Below are 20,310 nucleotides of genomic sequence, written 5' to 3'. Positions count from 1 at the left end.
TATGGAACCATTCGAACCAAAACCGGACTTCGAATATCCCATACAAAAACCTTCTTTTGATAGTGTAGTTCGTCAAAAACGTCGCGAAGCAGAGTTAAAGGCTGAGCAAGAACGGTATAAGGTGGCAAATCAACGCGTTCCTGAGGAACCGGAAGAAGAACCGATTTATACTGAAATGGAACAGAAAATGATGGACGAAGCTAGGGAACTATCCCTTGTGGGACATCTATCTGAATTGCGAAAGCGTCTAATTATAATGGCTGTTGCAGTTGTTATAGGAACTTGTATTTCTTATTATTATGTAGACTTTTTATTGGAAATACTCCTAAAACCAGCTGGTAAGCTCTATTATATGAAACCAACTGAAGCCTTCTTTACCTATATGAAGGTGTCCATAGTAGGTGGTCTTATTATAGGGGCGCCTATTATATTGCATCAAATTTGGCTATTTGTTAAGCCAGCCCTTACTGTACGAGAAAAGCAGTTATCTAACTGGATCTTACCGGTTGCCATAGGTCTATTTGGCATAGGTATTGTATTTTCTTATTTTCTCGTGCTACCAGCAGCTGTTAAGTTCTTTATGGGCTTCGCTACAGACGAATTACAACCGCTATTTTCCATCGGCCAGTACATGGACTTTGTATTATCCTTTGTACTACCCTTTGGATTTATCTTTGAGTTGCCGTTGATTTTAATCATCTTGGGATATTTCAACTTAATTACATCGCGTTTTTTAAAAACGAAGCGAAAGATATTTATTCTTATATCCTTTATCATAGGTGCTGTCATTTCACCAACACCGGATATGTTCTCTCAAACGATGATTGCATTGCCTATGATATTGCTATATGAAACGAGCCTATTTGTATTGGCTAAGATTATGAAGCGCTAAGGAGTTTATTTAGGAGGAACGATGAAAACCTACGAAAATTTAACCACTTATAACCCCGGTGAAATAGAAGGGAAATGGTATTCATATTGGGAAAACCAAGGATACTTTCACGAAGAAGTAGACACTAATAAAGAACCATTTAGTATCGTGTTGCCGCCTCCTAATGTAACTGGTATGTTGCACATGGGCCATGCTTTAGATAATACATTGCAAGATATCCTTATTCGTTTCAAACGCATGCAAGGCTACAATGTATTGTGGATGCCAGGTACTGACCATGCTGGTATTGCTACACAAATTAAAGTAGAAGAAATGCTCGCTAAAGAAGAAGGCAAATCTCGCTATGATTTAGGCCGTGAGAAATTCGTAGAACGCGTATGGGAATGGAAAAAAGAATACGGCGATACTATTGTAAAACAAATCCGTAGCTTAGGCGCATCTTGTGACTGGTCTCGCGAACGCTTTACATTAGATGAAGGGTACTATCATGCTGTGCGTGAAGTATTCGTAAAGCTTTATGAAAAAGGCTTAATCTATCGCGGTGAACGCATTATCAACTGGTGCCCTCGTTGTGCTACTGCTTTATCTGATGTTGAAGTTGAACATGAAGACGAACATGGCCACTTATGGCATATTAAATATCCTGTAAAAGGTGAGGATAATCGTTTCGTAGTTGTTGCTACCACACGTCCAGAAACAATGTTCGGTGACGTGGCAGTAGCAGTAAATCCCGATGATGATCGTTATAAAGACCTCATCGGCAAAACATTGATTTTACCATTTGTTAATCGCGAAATTCCTGTAATTGCCGATGACTATGTAGATGCTAGCTTCGGTACAGGCTGTGTAAAAATTACGCCTGCTCATGACCCTAATGACTTTGAAATGGGCCAACGTCATAATTTGGAATCCATCGTTGTTATGAACAATGATGCCACAATGAATGAAGGTGCTGGCAAGTTCAATGGCATGACTCGTGAAGAAGCTCGTAAACAAGTAGTAGCAGAGCTCAAAGAATTAGGCTTGCTTGAAAAAATCGATGATCATGACCATGCAGTAGGTCATTGCTCTCGTTGTAATACAATTATCGAGCCAATGGTATCTAAACAATGGTTTGTAGATATGAAACCATTAGCAGAGCCAGCTCTTAAGGTTGTTAAAGATCACGAAGTAGAGTTCGTTCCTGAACGTTTTACAAAAACATATGTAAACTGGCTTGAAAACATCCGCGACTGGACGATTTCTCGTCAATTATGGTGGGGTCATCGTATTCCTGCATGGTACTGTGATGACTGCGGCGAAACAATCGTAAGCCGTGAAGACATCACTGAATGTCCTCATTGTCATGGTCATGTAACACAAGATCCAGACGTTCTTGATACATGGTTCAGTTCTGGCTTGTGGCCATTTGCTACAATGGGGTGGCCTGAGCAAACTCCTGAGCTTAAACAATGGTATCCAACAAGTGTTCTTGTAACTGGCTACGATATCATCTTCTTCTGGGTTGCTCGTATGATCTTTATGGCTCTTGAGTTCGAACATGAAATTCCATTTAAACATGTATTTATTCATGGTCTTGTTCGTGATAGCCAAGGTCGTAAAATGAGTAAATCCTTGGGCAATGGTATTAATCCTCTTGAAGTTATCGACCAATATGGTGCCGATGCATTGCGCTTTACTCTTGTTACTGGTAACACACCAGGTAATGATATGCGCTTCTATATGGAACGTGTTGAGGCTAATCGTAACTTTGCCAATAAGATTTGGAATGCATCCAAATTTGTATTGATGAATCTTACAAATTATGATGAAAGCTTCGTTCCAACTGCAGATGATTTGACATTAGCAGACCAATGGATTGTTCAAAAATATAACGAAACAGTACAAAGTGTAACGTCTAATCTCGATAAATTCGAGTTGGGTGAAGCTGCAAGTTCTGTATATGATTTCATTTGGAACACATACTGTGACTGGTATATTGAGTTAGCTAAACCTCGTTTATACAACGATGGTAATGAACGTGATCGTCGTACAGTTCAATATTTACTTGTAACAATCTTGCGTCACATGCTTGAATTGTTACATCCATTTATGCCGTTCGTAACAGAACATATTTGGCAACATTTACCTCATGAAGGGGATAGCATCGTTGTTGCAAAATGGCCTGAAGCATTAAAGTTTGATAATCTTGAAGGTGCAGCACGTCAAATGGAAGTTATGATGGATGCCATCAAGGGTATTCGTAACATGCGTGCTGAAATGAATGTGCCTTTAGGTAAAAAAGCTGAGGTTATCGTAGCGCCAACAGATGAAGCATTAGCTCAAACTGTAGCAGATCATAGGGATTACTTTGTTACATTAGCTTGGTCTGAGAAGGTAACAATTCTTGGTGCCGATGATCCAAAACCAGAAAATGCAACTGTAACAGTTGTAAATGGTATGGAAGTATATCTCTTACTTAAAGACTTGATCGACGGTGAAAAAGAAAGAGAGCGTATTGCAAAGGAAAAAATCCAAATGGAAAAAGAAATTTCCCGTTTGGAAGGCAAATTGTCTAACCAAGGCTTCCTCGCAAAAGCTCCAGAAGCTGTAGTAGCAAAAGAAAAAGAAAAGTTAGAAGAATATAAACAAAAACAACAAGCGTTATTGGAACGTGAAGCGTTCCTTGAAACCTTATAATAGGAGGTTTATATGACATATCAAGAGGCCTTAGCCTATTTAGAACAGGCATCTTCATTCGGTATTAAGCCTGGCCTTGAACGAATTACAGCGCTTATGGAAGCCCTTGGGAATCCACAAGATGACTATAAGATTGTTCATGTAACAGGCACGAATGGTAAGGGCTCGGTTACCTCATATATTTCCTACGCACTGTTTACAAGTGGACTACGGGTGGGGCGATTTACATCGCCTCACCTTCAATCCTATACGGAGCGAATTCAAATCAATGATGGAAATATAACAGAGGAAGCCTTCGGTAATCTAATTAGTCGTGTAAAAGTGGCAGTTGATACTATCATTACTAACGGCATAGAAGCGCCAACGCAATTTGAAATTTTGACGGCTGCTGCCTTTTTGTTCTTCAAAGAACAAGATGTGGACTATGCGGTGGTGGAAGTTGGTTTAGGTGGATTACTAGATTCTACTAATATCGTGACACCAAAGGTATCGGTTATTACTAATGTAACAATAGACCATCAAGCGTATTGTGGTGATACTGTTGAGGAAATTGCGCGTCATAAGGCAGGGATTATTAAATCTAAAGTTCCTGTTGTAACGGCTGCACAGGATGCACCGCTTCGTATAATTGAAGAGGTAGCTAAAGAGAAGCATGCTAGAGTGTATGCTTTCAATAAAGACTTTGGTATAGATAGCCGTAGTGCTGTAACTGGTGGCCAAATGATTACGGTTAGTACTAATGATGCCGCTCCTGCAATGTTGTTTACGACAATGGCAGGCATTCACCAATCTGTCAATCTTGCGTGTGCATTAATGGCTGTACGGTTACTGATGAAAGAAGATACTAACATCAGTGAAGAAACGATGCGTGAAGGATTTGCTCGCACTACGTGGGCAGGTCGATTTGAAGTTAAACGAGGCTTGGATCGCACCTTTATCTTTGATGGTGCTCATAATGCGGCAGGTGCTGAATCTTTCAGTATGACCTATGCTGAATTATTTAAGGACACTCCAAAAACGATTGTGATGGCAATTCTGAAAGATAAAAATCAAGATGCTATTATCCGCGAAGTTGTTAAGGCAGGCGATACGGTTCTAGTTGTACCAGCTCCAACAGATAGAACTGAAGTGCCAGAGGTTTTGGTTGAGAAAATACGTCACATCGTTCCAAAAGCTATAGCGCAAACAGCAGATTCTGTTGAAGACGCATTGTCTTTAGCATATAAACATACAAAAACTGGTGATATTATCACTGTTTGTGGTTCTTTATATATTTTAGGAGATGCTCGTCAGTGGTTTAACCATGAGATGAGTCACTAAGGTGAGCCTATGGAACTCTCACTTATTCCTAATCAGAAGCGAATCACGTTCTATATCGAGCGTCTAATTTATGGTGTGGTGGTGGCTATGCCATTACAACCTATGGTGGGGGATGTACTTCTGTGGCTAGCGATAGGGCTTGCACTATATGATTTAATATCTAGTAAATCTTTGAGCTTACCAACAGGCTATTTATCGTGGTCTGTTATGATCTTTGTGATATGGACTGGCATATCTTCTATAGTGTCAGAAAATTGGGATTGGTCAATTCAAAGTTGGTTTTATCAAATTGTGGCCAGTGGCGGTATGTATTATTTGGTTCGTACATACATTCAAACGCCTAAACAGTGGAACTATTTTCTTCGTGCCTTGCTAGGTACTGCTGTTCTAGTGTGTATCATAGGTGCTTATCAATATGTATTTATTCCTAATATACATATAAAAGAGTGGGTTGATGCGGCACAGTTCCCTAAATTGATGCGTCGCATGTCGTCTACATTACAAAATCCTAATTTATTGGGCGCCTATCTATTGATGGTACTTAGCGTATGTATCAGTTATATCTTGGTATATATGAAGGAAAATCGTACGCGCGAAGTCATTTCAATGCTCATTATAGGTATTATATTATTCTTAACGATGCTACTAACCTATTCTCGGGGAATTTGGATTAGCTTTGGAGCGATGATTTTGTATTGGGCAATCTTTGTGGAACGAAGATTATTCTTATCTTTATTAGCAGTGCCAGTAATTTTATATTTTTATGATGGTGAAATAGCTTCAAGGTTGTGGTCTATATTCCAAGGTCACGATACGTCAGCTGATCTTCGATGGGCCTTATGGGATAGTACTATGTATATCGTACGAGAAAATCCTATCTTTGGTATTGGGTGGAATACATTTTATTTAGTATATCCAGATTATAATTACTATATTCAAGGACCTCACATCTTGATGTATCATGCTCATAATTTATATCTTAATATGTTAGCTGAAACAGGTATTCCAGGATTACTATCATTCCTAGCAGTTATCGTAGGTCATGTTATTACATCTATAAGACTTAAAGGGGATATATTCCGTCAAGCTGCGCAAATAGGTGTAGGTGCTTTGGCTATAGGTGTTTTATTTAGTGGCTTATCTGATTTTGAGCTATACAGTCATCAAGTGACTATTGTATTTTGGCAATTGTTTGGCTGGGTAGGGGCCTTTGTAAAAGTTCAACTGTCTGCTGATAAATCTGCATAATTGTCATATCTTGTATAATTAGCATGTTTTATGGTAGATATATAATTTCATAATATGGTATACTTAATACATACCTTGGGTAGGTACGTATTAAGTAGTATAACCGGTTTTCTAATGTTAGACATAATTGAACATTATCGTTGGCATTTGAAAGCCGGTTTTTTGTATATCATTGTATCTTTATAGGGAGGTGTATGGTCTAGTTCTTGTATATGAGATGTTGTTTTGTATTGAAAAGTGTCTATATATTGTATAGAGAGAGTTCGATTTAATTGAAAAACATCAATATATGCCATAAATCGATAATTCCTGTGAGTTATAGCGATGTGAATAAAACTTATGTGAATATATGAAAATCTATGCATTTTAATCATAATGCACCCATAAAGTGTATAAAAAAATACATTTTAGTCATATAAGTTGACAATACGTTGGATGTGGACTACGATGAAGTCGGTTTAAGGAACGACCAAGAGATCAAACTGTCGTTTATACAATGTTACTCTTAAAGGAGATGGTAATGGTGATAGACATCAAAGACCGCGTTAAATGTGCGGCCCTCCAAGGTAAAATTGTCACTGCTTATGATGCAGCTCTTTTGATTAACCCTAACGATAAAGTTGGTATTTCCGGCTTTACTCCATCTGGTTATGCAAAAGCAGTGCCATTGGCATTGGCAGAAAGAATGGAAAAAGAACCATTCAAAATTGATTTGTGGACAGGTGCTTCCGTAGGTGATGAAGCTGATGGTGCGTTAACTCGTGCTAACGGTATCAATCGTCGTTTCCCATATCAAACAAATGGGGATACACGTAAAGCCTTAAATAGCGGTGCTGTTAAATACATTGATATGCATTTAAGCACAATGGCACAAAATGTTCGCTATGGCTTCTTTGGTGATTTAGATGTAGCAATTATTGAAGCTGCACAAATCAACGAAGATGGCTCCATTGTTCCAACTACATCTGTTGGTAACTCTCCAACATTTGTTAGCCAAGCTAAAAAAGTTATCGTAGAAGTGAATGTATCCCAACCACTTTCCTTGGTAGGTATGCATGATATCTATGAACCACTCGATCCACCACATCGTAAACCAATCCCATTGGAAACACCTGGTGATCGTATTGGTACTGAAGCAATTCCTTGTGATCCAAGTAAAATTGTTGCAGTAGTACCTTGTGATGTTCCTGATACAACAAGACCTTTGGCACCTATCGATGATGATGCAAAAGCAATGAGTCAACACCTTATCAAATTCTTCGAACAAGAAATTGCAGAAGGTCGTTTACCTAAAAACTTGCTTCCATTACAATCTGGTGTAGGTTCTGTGGCGAATGCTGTAATCAGTGGTCTTGCTAAAGGCCCATTCACAGATTTGTCCATCTATACAGAAGTAATCCAAGATGGTATGTTCGACTTGATCGATGCTGGTAAAGTAACTGTATGTTCCGGTACTGCATTAAGTCCTTCTCCAGATGGGTTGAAACGTTTCTATGCGAATATTGATGAATATCGTAAAAAAATCATTCTTCGCCCACAAGAAATTTCCAACAACCCTGGTATTGCTCGCCGTATTGGTGTCATTGCCATGAATACCGCTATCGAATTTGATATTTTTGGCAATGTAAACTCTACTCATATTATGGGTAGCAAAATGATGAATGGTGTTGGTGGTTCTGGTGACTTTGCACGTAGTGCTTATCTCACTATTTTCTGCACTAACTCCGTTGCTAAAAATGGCGACATCAGTTCTATCGTTCCATATGTATCTCATGTGGATCACCCAGAACATGACACTATGATTTTCTGTACAGAACAAGGTGTTGCTGACTGCCGTGGTTTGAGCCCAGTGGAAAGAGCTCGTTTGATCATTGAAAAATGTGCTCACCCAGACTACAAACCTATGTTAACTGAATACCTAGAAAAAGCATTAGCTGCAACAAAGAATGCCCATACACCTATGTTGCTTGATGAAGCTCTTTCTTGGCATAAACGCTTCACAGAAACTGGAAGCATGAAAAAATAACCTGTTTTTTTAGGAGGATGATGAAAACATGGCTTACGAAAACTTAAAAGCCCAAATTGCTGAGTACAACAAACTTTGTGACGAAAAAAGTGCAAAAACTCCAGAACGTCAAAATTTAAAATACAACCGTGTATATACACCAGTTGATATCGAAGGTTTTGACTATGAACGTGATTTGGGTATGCCTGGCGAATTCCCTTACACTCGTGGCGTACAACCTACTATGTACCGTGGTCGTTTCTGGACAATGCGTATGTATGCAGGCTTCGCTACAGCAGAAGAATCTAACAAACGTTACCGCTACCTAATCGAGTCTGGTGCAACTGGTCTTTCCTGTGCATTCGACTTACCTACACAAATTGGTTACGACTCCGACGATGCAGTTGCAGAAGGCGAAGTTGGTAAAGTAGGTGTAGCGATTGACTCCTTGGCAGATATGGAAATCTTGTTCGACGGCATCGATCTTGGTAAAGTATCCACATCCATGACAATCAACGCTCCAGCATCCGTTTTGTTGGCAATGTACATCGCAGTAGCTGAAAAACAAGGCGTACCTTCCACAGAATTGAAAGGTACAATTCAAAATGATATTTTGAAAGAATACGCAGCTCGTGGTACTTACATTTTCCCACCAAAACCATCCATGCGTTTGATTACTAATATCTTCGAATATTGTTCTCAAAATGTTCCAAAATGGAACACAATCTCCATCTCCGGTTACCATATCCGTGAAGCAGGTTCCACAGCAGCTCAAGAAATCGCATTCACAATTGCTGATGGTATCGCATACGTAGAAGCAGCTTTGAAAGCTGGTCTTGATGTTGATACATTCGCTGGTCGTCTTTCCTTCTTCTGGAATGCTCATAACAACGTACTTGAAGAAGTTGCTAAATTCCGTGCATCCCGCCGTTTATGGGCAACAATCATGAAAGAACGTTTTGGTGCAAAAAAACCAAAATCCATGATGCTTCGTGTACATACTCAAACAGCTGGTTCCATGTTGACTGCACAACAAGTTGATAACAACATCGTTCGTGTTGCTCTTCAAACTGCAGCTGCTGTAATGGGCGGTACTCAATCCTTACATACAAACTCCCGTGACGAAGCGTTGGCTCTTCCTACAGAAGCATCTGTACAAGTAGCTCTTCGTACACAACAAATCGTGGCTTACGAATCTGGTTTGGCTGACGTAGTTGACCCATTGGGCGGTTCCTACTATGTAGAAGCTATGACTAACGCTATCTATGACGAAGCTATGGCATACATCAAGAAAATTGATGAAATGGGCGGCGCTGTAGTAGCAATCGAAAAAGGCTACATCCAAAAAGAAATTCAAGAATCCGCTTACAAATGGCAAATGGAAGTTGAATCTGGCTTGCGCACAATCGTTGGCGTAAACAAATTCCAAGTTGAAGAAGAAGCTCCAAAAGACTTACTTCGCGTAGATGCTTCCGTTGGTGTTAACCAATCCAAGAAAACTCAAGCAGTTCGCGCTAACCGCGATCAAGCAGCAGTTGATAAAGCATTAGCAGCTCTTAAAGCTGGTGCAGCTGATGAAAACGTTAACTTGATGCCATTAATTCTTGATGCAGTTAAAACATACGCTACTTTGGGTGAAATTTGTAATGTATTGCGCGAAGTATTCGGTGAATACGAAGCTCATTCCACATTATAATATCGGCTAATTTCGGAGGTAATTAATCATGGCAGAAAAACGTATTAGAGTAATCGTAGCAAAACCAGGTCTTGATGGTCATGACCGTGGTGCAAAAGTAGTAGCACGCGCACTTCGCGATGCTGGTTTCGAAGTAATCTACACTGGTCTTCGTCAAACTCCAGAACAAATCGTAGAAGCAGCTCTTTCTGAAGACGTTAATGTAGTTGCATTATCCCTTCTTTCTGGTGCTCATAACACATTGTTCCCTAAAATTGTTGAACTTTTGAAAGAAAAAGGCATGGGCGATGTACTAGTAATCGGTGGTGGCGTTATTCCTGACGCTGATATCCCTGGCTTGAAAAAAGCTGGCGTAGCAGCAGTATTCACACCTGGTACACCAACTGGCGATATCGTTAAATTCATCAACGAAAACGTTAAATAATTAATTGGGCAAGAGAGGGGTTCAACTGAATAGTTGTCTCCCCTCTATTCCCATATTTTAAGATAGGTGGTGAGGCGAGTGGATTTAGTTAAAGAACTTTTTGAAGGTTCCCGACTAGCCTTAGCACGGTCCATAACAGCTGTAGAAAACGAGTATGAAAATGCCATTGATATTATGAAGGCTATTTACCCTAAAACAGGGAATGCACGTATTCTCGGTATTACTGGGGCCCCTGGTGCTGGTAAAAGTACTTTGACTGATAAAGTTGTTAAACATTATCTAGATCAAGGTAAAAAAATCGGCATCGTTGCCATCGACCCAACAAGCCCATTCTCTGGTGGTGCTATCTTGGGGGACCGTATTCGAATGAATGATTTGACATTAAATGAAAATGTATTTATTCGAAGCATGGGCACGCGTGGTAGTCTTGGTGGTTTATCTAAAAAGACTGCAGACGTTGTAAAACTCATGGATGCCTTTGGCATGGATTTAGTAATCATTGAAACAGTAGGTGTAGGTCAATCCGAAGTAGATATCGTTAAAAATGCAGATACTACACTGGTTGTACTTGTTCCTGGTCTCGGTGATGATATCCAAGCTATCAAAGCAGGTATTCTTGAAATTGGCGATGTATTTGCTATCAATAAAGCTGACCGAGATGGTTGTGATCGTTTGAATGTAGAAATTGAAATGATGCTTGACCTAGACTCTCGTGAAGTAAAATGGCGCCCACCAATTAAGCGCACAATTGCTAGCAAGGACCAAGGCGTAGATGAACTCATCGACGCTTTAGATGAACATTTTGAGTATCTTGAAGATTCTGGTGAATTGGAATCTCGTCGGGCAGAACGTACTCGTGATGAAATCATCGCAATGATTAATGAACAAATTGGTCGTTATGTAGCTGATAAAATTGTTACAAGCGACGAATTTAATAGCCAAGTGGCAGCTGTTAACGAACGCGAAAGCGATCCATACACAGTTGTTAACGGCGTAATGACAAGCGTGCTAAAGTAGACGGCGACTACATAGCATTAGAGATTTAGCCTTGAAAAGGAGATAATCGAAATGGCTTTTAAAGTATTACAAGTGGATCACATCGGTATTGGTGTTAATGATTTAGCAGCAACTAAAGAATTCTATAAAAATGCATTGGGTATTCAACATCTTCCAGAAGATGAAGTGGTTGAAGAACAAAAAGTAAAAGTATCCTTCTTCCCATGTGGCGATGCTGAACTTGAATTCTTAGAAACTACAACTCCAGATGGCCCTATTGGTAAATTCATCGAAAAAAATGGCGGTCGTGATGGTATCCAACACGTTGCATTGCGCGTTGATAATATTGAAAATGCTATTGCTGATTTGATGGCTAAAGGCGTTCGTATGATTGACGAAAAACCTCGTTACGGTGCAGGCGGTTCCTCTATTGCTTTCTTACATCCAAAAGCAACAGGTGGCGTATTGCTTGAATTATGTCAACGTATGAAATAATACAGTATCCAATTCACATCATTATGTATGAGTAATAGATATACATATTCATATAATCACTAGTTATATATTAAATATGTATGCATGCTTGAACTTTAATTATTTATGAAATAAAATGATACTGTAACAAGTTTTATTTGGAGGTGCTATAATGGCAACAGTGCAAGAAAAAATCGAGTTATTGCACGAAAAACTAGCTAAAGTTAAAGCTGGTGGCGGTGAAAAACGCGTTGAGAAACAACATGCTCAAGGCAAAATGACTGCTCGTGAACGTTTGGCTAAATTATTCGATGATAACTCTTTCGTTGAACTTGATCAATTTGTTAAACATCGTTGTGTTAACTTCGGTCAAGAAAAGAAAGAATTACCAGGCGAAGGTGTAGTAACTGGTTATGGTACTATTGACGGTCGTTTAGTATATGCATTTGCACAAGACTTCACTGTAGAAGGTGGTTCTCTTGGTGAAATGCATGCTGCTAAAATTGTTAAAGTACAACGTTTAGCAATGAAAATGGGTGCTCCTATCGTTGGTATCAATGATTCCGGCGGTGCTCGTATTCAAGAAGCAGTAGATGCGCTTGCTGGTTACGGTAAAATTTTCTTTGAAAATACAAATGCATCTGGCGTTATTCCACAAATTTCCGTAATCATGGGCCCATGTGCAGGTGGTGCTGTATATTCTCCAGCATTAACTGACTTCATCTACATGGTTAAAAACACATCTCAAATGTTCATCACTGGTCCTGCAGTTATCAAATCTGTAACTGGTGAAGAAGTAACAGCTGAAGACCTTGGTGGCGCAATGGCTCACAACTCTGTGTCTGGTGTTGCTCACTTTGCAGCTGAAGATGAAGATGATTGCATCGCTCAAATTCGCTACTTATTAGGCTTCTTGCCATCCAATAATATGGAAGATGCTCCATTAGTAGATACTGGCGATGATCCAACTCGCGAAGACGAAGGCTTGAACAGCTTGTTGCCTGATAACAGTAACATGCCATACGACATGAAAGATGTTATCGCAGCTACTGTAGATAATGGTGAATACTATGAAGTACAACCATTCTATGCTACAAATATTATTACTTGTTTCGCACGTTTTGACGGTCAATCCGTTGGTATCATTGCTAACCAACCAAAAGTAATGGCTGGTTGCTTGGACATCAATGCATCCGACAAATCTTCCCGTTTCATCCGTTTCTGTGATGCTTTCAATATTCCAATCGTTAACTTTGTTGACGTTCCTGGTTTCTTGCCTGGCACAAATCAAGAATGGGGCGGTATCATTCGTCATGGTGCTAAAATGTTGTATGCTTACTCTGAAGCTACAGTACCAAAAATTACTGTTATCACTCGTAAAGCATACGGCGGTTCTTACCTCGCTATGTGTTCCCAAGATTTGGGCGCTGACCAAGTATACGCTTGGCCTACATCCGAAATCGCTGTAATGGGTCCTGCTGGTGCAGCTAACATTATCTTCAAGAAAGACGAAGATAAAGATGCTAAAACAGCTAAATACGTAGAAGAGTTCGCAACTCCATACAAAGCTGCAGAACGTGGCTTCGTAGACGTTGTAATCGAACCAAAACAAACTCGTCCAGCAGTTATCAACGCTTTGGCAATGCTTGCAAGCAAACGCGAAAACCGTGCTCCAAAGAAACATGGTAATATTCCATTATAATTCGTTTCGATAACAAGAACATCGAATTTGGGAGATACCTTTCTTTACTAATTTTTTAGAAAGGGGAATGATTATGGAAGGACAAGCAGTTACTACCAATCCTTGGTTAATCATGGCCATTAATATGACAGTTGTATTTGTTGTGTTGATTCTTTTAGGTGTTTTAATGACAATTGTTCATTTGATTGACCCTACTAAGAAGAAAAAAGAAGTACCAGCAAGTGCACCTGTTGCGGCTCCAGCAGCTACTCCAGTGGCTGCACCAAGTGCATCTGCTCAAAATGAGGATGAAGTAGTAGCAGCTATCGTAGGTGCCATTGTGGCGATGGGGTATTCATCTGAACAAATTGCATCTATTCGACCTACAGCAACCAGCGCTAAATGGCGCTTGGAAGGTCGTTTAAGCGGTAGAGGTTAATAAAATTTTAGGAGGCATTTGTAATGAGCAATGCTACAACAACTAACGGTAAAGCTCCATCTCAAGATGTAGTAGCAGTAATCGTTGGTGCATTAGCGGCAATGGGTTATTCCGCTGATCAAATCGCGCATATCCGTCCAATCGTAAGCTATAATTGGAAAATGGAAGGCCGTTTGCGTGGTAATCGATAAGATTATAGGCTAATTTGATAATTCAATAGATTATCTAATTTATATGTGTAAAAGAAATTTATAAGTATTGTGTAGACATACACATTTTGGAGGAATTTAAAATGAAAAAATTCAACGTTACAGTAAATGGCACAGCATATGATGTAGAAGTTAATGAAGTAAAAGCAGCAGCTCCTGCAGCGGCTCCTAAAGCAGCTCCAGCAGCAGCTCCTAAAGCAGCTCCTGCACCAGCTCCAGCTCCAGCTGCAGCAGCAGCTCCAGTTCCAGCAGGTGCTGAAACTGTAAAAGCTCCAATGCCTGGTAAAATCTTATCTGTAGCAGTATCCGCTGGTCAAGCAGTTAAAAAAGGCGAAACTTTGTTGATTCTTGAAGCTATGAAAATGCAAAACGAAATCGCAGCTCCTCATGATGCTGTAGTTGCAGAAGTTCGCGTAGCTGCTAACCAAACTGTATCCACTGGCGATGACATGGTTGTTCTTGGTTAATACCAAGTTGTGTATGACGCGGCTAGTCCGCGTCGTATAACAATTTTATATTTGTGAAAGGGGAACGCATATGGAGGCTTTTGCTGTTGCGATTCAATCCGTTATAACTGATAGCGGGTTCCTCGCATTTACAACAGGCAATGCTATTATGATTCTTGTAGGTTTGATCCTATTGTACTTGGCATTTGCTAAAGAGTTTGAACCATTATTGTTGGGTCCGATTGCGTTTGGTTGTGTACTTGCTAATATTCCTCGTAATGGCTTCGAAGAAGGCGTTATGGCTCTTATTAGTGCAGGTATCTCTCAAGAAATCTTCCCACCTTTAATTTTCCTTGGTGTAGGTGCAATGACTGACTTTGGTCCACTCATTGCTAATCCTAAAACATTGCTTTTAGGTGCTGCTGCTCAAATCGGCGTATTCGTTGCATTAGGTGGCGCAATGATGCTTGGCTTTACTGCTCAAGAAGCAGCTGCTATCGGTATCATCGGTGGTGCTGATGGCCCTACATCCATTTACTTGGCTACTAAGCTAGCTCCTCATTTATTAGGTGCAATCGCGGTTGCTGCATATTCTTATATGTCCTTAGTACCGTTGATTCAACCACCTGTAATGAAATTATTCACTACGCAAAAAGAACGCGAAATTGTTATGGAACAATTGCGTGAAGTTACACGTTTTGAAAAAATCGTATTCCCAATTATTTCTACGATCTTCATTTCCTTATTGCTTCCTTCCATTACATCCCTTTTAGGTATGTTGATGTTAGGTAACTTGTTCCGTGAATCTGGCGTAACTGATCGTTTGTCCGATACATCTCAAAATGCGTTGATCAATACTGTTACAATCTTCTTGGCAACTGGTACTGGTTTAACAATGAGTGCGGAACACTTCTTAAGCGTGCAAACACTTCTTATCATTTGCTTAGGTTTGGTTGCATTCATCGGTGGTACTGCTGGTGGCGTATTATTCGGTAAATTGATGAGCTTAGTAGATGGTGGTAAAACAAATCCACTTATTGGTTCTGCTGGTGTATCCGCGGTTCCAATGGCGGCTCGCGTATCTCAAGTTGTAGGTGCGAAAGCTAACCCAGCTAACTTCTTGCTCATGCATGCTATGGGTCCAAACGTAGCTGGCGTTATCGGTACAGCAGTAGCAGCAGGTACAATGCTTGCTATGTTGTCCAACCACTAGTAATTTAATAATTATTCACCAAGGTGTGCCTAATTAGGTACACCTATTGGTGAATATAAAAACCCTTCAAATCTATGTATTCATGCATAAATAGGGTATATTTGCAATAAATGCTTTTCAGATCGGTCATTAGGTGATACAAGCATTCACACAATAACCTTCTAGTGCTTTAAATTTAGTAGAGGTGGTCACTTGTTATCTGTAGAATTAAAAATACTGATTTGTTTTATCTGGGCATTTATTGTATTTTTTATTACGGCACTGATTATCGGTGTTGAAGGCAAAGCTAAATGGTTTCAACGCAGAACTAAATATACTTGGTTTAATCGCCGAGGATTTTTAGGTGAAACCTTATTCTTTGGGTATCCTAAAACAAGAGAGGGATATGGGATTACTTTTTTGATGGCTTCCGCCATTGGTATCGTAGGTTATATTTTATACCTCTTATAACTATATCAGTGCATTTCTCTGAAGGGAGATGATGATGTATGGGTACTGCAGAACAAACCTTAATCGTCCTCGCAGTCATGGCTGTTTTATTTGTTACGGAAATTATTCCTTTAGCTATTACTTCTTTAGGCGGCGCTATTACACTTGGCCTTATGGGTATTATTACTCCTAAGGTTGTATTCTCTGGTTTATCTGATAGTACAGTTGTGTTGTTTGCTGGCATGTTCGTTGTTGGTGCAGCATTGTTCTACACTGGTTTGGCTCAAAAAATTGGGGAAACAGTAGTATCTCATGCTGGTACTAGCGAAAATGGCTTAATGCTAGCAATCATGGTTGTTACAGCAACTATGTCCGCATTCTTATCTAACACTGGTACTACAGCTGCTTTACTTCCTGTAGTTGTTGGTATCTGTGCTGTTGCTAAGATTCCTGCATCTCGCCAATTGATGCCTTTAGCATTCGCTGCAGGTATTGGTGGTATCATTACAATGGTTGGTACACCTCCAAACATTATTGTAAGTGGTACATTAACTAAATTTGGTGAACAACCATTTGGTTTCTTTGAATTTGCTTGGATCGGTATTCCTTTGACTGTCGCAACTATCGCATTTATGATGCTTATTGGTAAACATTTATTGCCTAAGCATGAAATTCAAGATGCTGGCGACGTTGAACAAGAAGTAGCTGCTGAAGATATTTCTAACGATCCTAAGAAACAATTATACTCTGGTCTTATTCTTTTAGGCGTAATCATTGCTATGATTTTAGGTGACTTCCTAAAAGGTTATGGTATCAACTTACCATTGAGCATGGTTGCAGTTATTGGCGCAATGCTTTGCGTATTAACTGGTTGCTTGAACGAAAAACAAGCTTACACATCTATTGACTGGGTAACAATCTTCTTATTCGCTGGTATGATGCCAGTAGCAACTGCACTTGATCAATCTGGTGCAGGCAAAATGATTGCTAATGCAGTAATCGGTGTTATGGGTTCTGACCCTAGCCCTTACTTTGCAACAGCAGTATTATTCGCATTGTCTTGTGTTATGACTCAATTTATGTCTAACACAGCATCTTGCGCATTATTGGCTCCTATCGGTATCTCCATTGCTCAAGGTATGGGCGCTGACCCTCATGCTGTATTGATGGCTATCGGCGTTGCTGCATCTTGTGCATTCGGTACACCTGTAGGTACACCTCCAAATACATTAGTACTTGGCCCTGGTCAATACAAATTTACAGACTATGTAAAAGCCGGCGTTCCATTGATTTTAGTTTGCTTCGTAGTAAGCTTAATTATCATTCCAATGGTATGGCCATTCTTCCCTGGTAAATAATAGGGGATAGGTTACTCTACTATACAAGCACACACGAGGTCGAATCGTAAGATTCGGCCTCGTTTTTTATGATTTTAGCCTATATGATTTTAATATAGATTACATATAAGTGTAATTAAAAGCAATATGAATTAAACTAATTTGCATGATTAATTTTACACAATTGACTACATCGAAAAAAATATGATATAGTATATTGTGTAAGCTATAATAATGTAATGTTGAATAAGGAGTTCATCTATGACAAAAGAAAGATTTAACATGTTAGTTGGTTCTATTGGTGCATTTATTGGTGTATTTGTATTTTTAGCCTATATCCCACAAATAATTGCTAATCTTCATGGTCAACCTAGTCAACCATGGCAACCATTATTTGCAGCAGTATCCTGTTTGATCTGGGTATTATATGGTTGGACAAAATCACCTAAACGTGATTATATTTTAATCGTACCAAACCTTGCAGGCGTTATTTTAGGTACACTAACATTCTTAACATCTTTCTAAGTGCTATAAGAAAAAAATAGTATTATTGTTATATAGTGAATAATAGTAAAGATATTACTTTACTTTATAAATATAAATGAGGTCGAATCGTATGATTCGGCCTTTTTTAGAGTGAAGTTTATATGTTAGATTAAAATATAGATAAGCGTTAAATCTGTTGTAATAAAAAAATAGTTTTTATGATAATAAATATTGATAATTAAATTCCTATTATAATGATTAGGATTTTATAAAATTGATAATTACAACATTCTCATTTTTTGAATATCATATTCAATTAATTAAATGAAAAGTAATATCAAAATACCTATAAACATAGGCTTTGTATGATAAAAATGAAAAAGTAATATGCAAAAATATATACAGTTTTTTATCATTTTCATTTGACTTTCAAAAAGAACTGTGTGATAATGAGAACATAAGTTGAGGCAAGTGCCTTTCTAAATGATAATAAAAAGTTCTGATCTATATTTTTATGGAGGTCCTAATTATGAGAGTTATTGCTGATGGTTGCATTAAATGTGGTTCTTGCGCATCTGTTTGCCCAGTTTCTGCTATTTCTGAAGGCGAAACTAAATATGAAATCAACGATACTTGCATCGATTGCGGTTCTTGCGAATCCGTTTGCCCAGTATCTGTAATTTCCGCTGAGTAATCACAAATTAAATCGCCCCTCATTGAGGGGCTTTTTATTTTGCCTAAATTTGGTTAACTTAGTATAATAGGACTATTAAGATATATATTATAGTAAGGGAGTACATCTTGTTTTATATTATACTAATCCTATGGTTACTATTAGATCAATGGACTAAATATTACATAATGAATCATTTTATGTTAGGGGAGTCTTTACCAGTTATTCCTAATGTATTTCATTTAACATATATTATTAATCGCGGTGCTGCGTTCGGTATGCTAGCTAATCAGCGATGGTTCTTCTTATTGGTAGCGGTTATTTTGCTAGGTGCTTGTGCGTATTATTGGAAGCGCTTGTCAAAAGGTCCGTGGACGTTGCAGATTGGATCTGCTTTATTAGTATCTGGCGCCATTGGTAATGGTATCGATCGTTACATGCTTCATGGCGTTGTTGATTTTTTTGATTTCCGTATATGGCCTATTTTTAATGTTGCTGATATTGGTATCTGTGTTGGCGTAGCTTTAGTAGTCTACTATTTATTTACATTAAAAGATGATGATAAATGATTAATTAATATATGATGATAAATATTAATTAAATATGATACTTAACTCATAGAGAGGTAGAGGATGAACGAATATATTGTAAGTGCTGAGCAAGACGGCATGAGACTAGATGTGTTTTTAACTGAACAGATGGAAGGGTCTCGTAGCTATATTCAAAGCTTAATAAAAGGTGGTCACGTTACTGTTGGTAATAAGATTGGTAAGGCAAATCTTAGACTTACACCAAATACTGTGATTCATGTAGAGGTACCAGAGCCTGAATCGGTAGAGGTAAAGGCGGAAGATATTCCTTTAGATGTATTGTACGAAGATCATGATATTATCATTGTAAATAAGCCACGTGGCATGGTTGTTCATCCTGCAGTGGGCAATTATTCTGGCACACTTGTGAATGCATTGTTATATCATTGCAAAGATTTATCTGGTATTAATGGTGAAATAAGACCTGGTATTGTCCATCGCTTAGATAAGGATACATCCGGTGTTATGATGGCTGCCAAGAATGATGCAGCTCATATTGGGCTAGCGGAGCAGGTAAAAGAGCATTCGGCTAAACGGACGTACTTAGCTTTGGTACAAGGTAATATTGTAGAAGAGAAGGGCACAATTAAGGCTCCTATTGGAAGACATCCAAAGGATCGTATGAAAATGGCTGTTGTCTTTGAAAATAGTAAGGATGCAGTCACTCACTTTACTGTTGTTGAACGTTTTGGCCATCAAACGTTGGTGGAATGTAATTTAGAGACTGGTCGAACACATCAAATTCGTGTTCATTTTGCTCATATTGGACATCCTGTCGTTAATGATCCATTCTATGGTTACCGTCGTATGGATTTCCCTATTGAAGGGCAAGCATTACATTCTAAATCTCTAGATGTAAAACATCCTATTACAGGTGAAAGTATGCATTTTGAGGCGCCTCTTCCAGATGACTTCAAAGCATGTATAGAGTTTGCTAAAACATATCGAGAAGATAAGCGTAAATAAGCGAAAAAATGAAAAGAAATCAAACGAAATGTAAAGAAACGTAGACAAACGTAGACAAACGTAAATACATGCAAATGAAATAACTGCCTTATATTGTGGTTTACTAA

At 38.9% G+C, this 20,310-nt stretch carries 20 protein-coding genes; all 20 read left to right on the top strand.

What is annotated here, in order from left to right:
- Position 1 precedes the first annotated feature (1 nt).
- Positions 2-892 carry a twin-arginine translocase subunit TatC gene (tatC, locus tag VEIS1202513_RS05140; RefSeq protein ID WP_105094085.1) on the top strand — a complete coding sequence of 297 codons (891 nt, stop codon included), beginning with the start codon at positions 2-4 and terminating at the stop codon, positions 890-892.
- 21 nt (positions 893-913) lie between these two features.
- The gene (locus VEIS1202513_RS05135; protein WP_213466899.1) at positions 914-3,571 is read left to right on the top strand and encodes a valine--tRNA ligase; all 2,658 of its coding nucleotides are present in this window, start codon (positions 914-916) and stop codon (positions 3,569-3,571) included.
- 12 nt (positions 3,572-3,583) lie between these two features.
- A complete protein-coding gene (locus VEIS1202513_RS05130; RefSeq protein WP_213466898.1) occupies positions 3,584-4,891 on the top strand; it encodes a bifunctional folylpolyglutamate synthase/dihydrofolate synthase in 1,308 nt (435 codons plus the stop codon).
- A gap of 9 nt (positions 4,892-4,900) precedes the next feature.
- Positions 4,901-6,139 (top strand): O-antigen ligase family protein, encoded by a 1,239-nt coding sequence (locus VEIS1202513_RS05125; RefSeq protein ID WP_156719029.1) that lies wholly within the window; start codon positions 4,901-4,903, stop codon positions 6,137-6,139.
- Positions 6,140-6,659: 520 nt separating this feature from the next.
- Positions 6,660-8,165: a succinyl-CoA:acetate CoA-transferase ScpC gene (gene scpC / locus VEIS1202513_RS05120; protein WP_060924000.1), complete on the top strand. Its 1,506-nt coding sequence runs from the start codon at positions 6,660-6,662 to the stop codon at positions 8,163-8,165.
- Between the two features lie 28 nt (positions 8,166-8,193).
- Positions 8,194-9,840: an acyl-CoA mutase large subunit family protein gene (locus tag VEIS1202513_RS05115; protein ID WP_005386006.1), complete on the top strand. Its 1,647-nt coding sequence runs from the start codon at positions 8,194-8,196 to the stop codon at positions 9,838-9,840.
- 28 nt (positions 9,841-9,868) lie between these two features.
- Complete coding sequence (locus tag VEIS1202513_RS05110) at positions 9,869-10,264, top strand: cobalamin B12-binding domain-containing protein (RefSeq protein ID WP_060923999.1); 396 nt, start codon at positions 9,869-9,871, stop codon at positions 10,262-10,264.
- Positions 10,265-10,342: 78 nt separating this feature from the next.
- Entirely contained in the window at positions 10,343-11,281 is a 939-nt protein-coding gene (gene meaB, locus VEIS1202513_RS05105) for a methylmalonyl Co-A mutase-associated GTPase MeaB (protein ID WP_060923998.1), read from the top strand.
- A 51-nt stretch (positions 11,282-11,332) separates the two neighbouring features.
- The gene (mce, locus tag VEIS1202513_RS05100; protein WP_060923997.1) at positions 11,333-11,755 is read left to right on the top strand and encodes a methylmalonyl-CoA epimerase; all 423 of its coding nucleotides are present in this window, start codon (positions 11,333-11,335) and stop codon (positions 11,753-11,755) included.
- Positions 11,756-11,906: 151 nt separating this feature from the next.
- Positions 11,907-13,436, top strand: coding sequence for a methylmalonyl-CoA decarboxylase subunit alpha (gene mmdA, locus VEIS1202513_RS05095; RefSeq protein ID WP_105085914.1), 1,530 nt, complete (start codon positions 11,907-11,909; stop codon positions 13,434-13,436).
- 73 nt (positions 13,437-13,509) lie between these two features.
- Positions 13,510-13,854 carry a methylmalonyl-CoA decarboxylase subunit delta gene (mmdD, locus tag VEIS1202513_RS05090; RefSeq protein ID WP_105085913.1) on the top strand — a complete coding sequence of 115 codons (345 nt, stop codon included), beginning with the start codon at positions 13,510-13,512 and terminating at the stop codon, positions 13,852-13,854.
- Positions 13,855-13,877: 23 nt separating this feature from the next.
- Positions 13,878-14,045, top strand: a complete 168-nt coding sequence (mmdE, locus tag VEIS1202513_RS05085; protein WP_004696483.1) for a methylmalonyl-CoA decarboxylase subunit epsilon — start codon at positions 13,878-13,880, stop codon at positions 14,043-14,045.
- A 101-nt stretch (positions 14,046-14,146) separates the two neighbouring features.
- Positions 14,147-14,530 (top strand): methylmalonyl-CoA decarboxylase subunit gamma, encoded by a 384-nt coding sequence (gene mmdC / locus VEIS1202513_RS05080; protein WP_005377346.1) that lies wholly within the window; start codon positions 14,147-14,149, stop codon positions 14,528-14,530.
- Positions 14,531-14,600: 70 nt separating this feature from the next.
- Positions 14,601-15,722, top strand: a complete 1,122-nt coding sequence (mmdB, locus tag VEIS1202513_RS05075; RefSeq protein ID WP_105094080.1) for a methylmalonyl-CoA decarboxylase subunit beta — start codon at positions 14,601-14,603, stop codon at positions 15,720-15,722.
- Between the two features lie 192 nt (positions 15,723-15,914).
- Positions 15,915-16,172, top strand: coding sequence for a hypothetical protein (locus VEIS1202513_RS05070; RefSeq protein ID WP_005377387.1), 258 nt, complete (start codon positions 15,915-15,917; stop codon positions 16,170-16,172).
- 38 nt (positions 16,173-16,210) lie between these two features.
- The gene (locus VEIS1202513_RS05065; RefSeq protein ID WP_156719028.1) at positions 16,211-17,509 is read left to right on the top strand and encodes an SLC13 family permease; all 1,299 of its coding nucleotides are present in this window, start codon (positions 16,211-16,213) and stop codon (positions 17,507-17,509) included.
- 240 nt (positions 17,510-17,749) lie between these two features.
- Positions 17,750-18,013, top strand: a complete 264-nt coding sequence (locus VEIS1202513_RS05060; protein ID WP_004696474.1) for a SemiSWEET family transporter — start codon at positions 17,750-17,752, stop codon at positions 18,011-18,013.
- Positions 18,014-18,503: 490 nt separating this feature from the next.
- Positions 18,504-18,668 carry a 4Fe-4S ferredoxin gene (gene fdxA / locus VEIS1202513_RS05055; protein ID WP_005386021.1) on the top strand — a complete coding sequence of 55 codons (165 nt, stop codon included), beginning with the start codon at positions 18,504-18,506 and terminating at the stop codon, positions 18,666-18,668.
- 107 nt (positions 18,669-18,775) lie between these two features.
- Positions 18,776-19,216 (top strand): signal peptidase II, encoded by a 441-nt coding sequence (lspA, locus tag VEIS1202513_RS05050; protein ID WP_213466897.1) that lies wholly within the window; start codon positions 18,776-18,778, stop codon positions 19,214-19,216.
- Positions 19,217-19,279: 63 nt separating this feature from the next.
- The gene (locus tag VEIS1202513_RS05045) at positions 19,280-20,203 is read left to right on the top strand and encodes an RluA family pseudouridine synthase (RefSeq protein WP_213466896.1); all 924 of its coding nucleotides are present in this window, start codon (positions 19,280-19,282) and stop codon (positions 20,201-20,203) included.
- Positions 20,204-20,310 lie beyond the last annotated feature (107 nt).

Source organism: Veillonella orientalis, assembly GCF_018406505.1.
Lineage (GTDB): Bacteria > Bacillota > Negativicutes > Veillonellales > Veillonellaceae > Veillonella > Veillonella nakazawae.
This window is presented reverse-complemented; position numbering and strand designations above follow the sequence as displayed.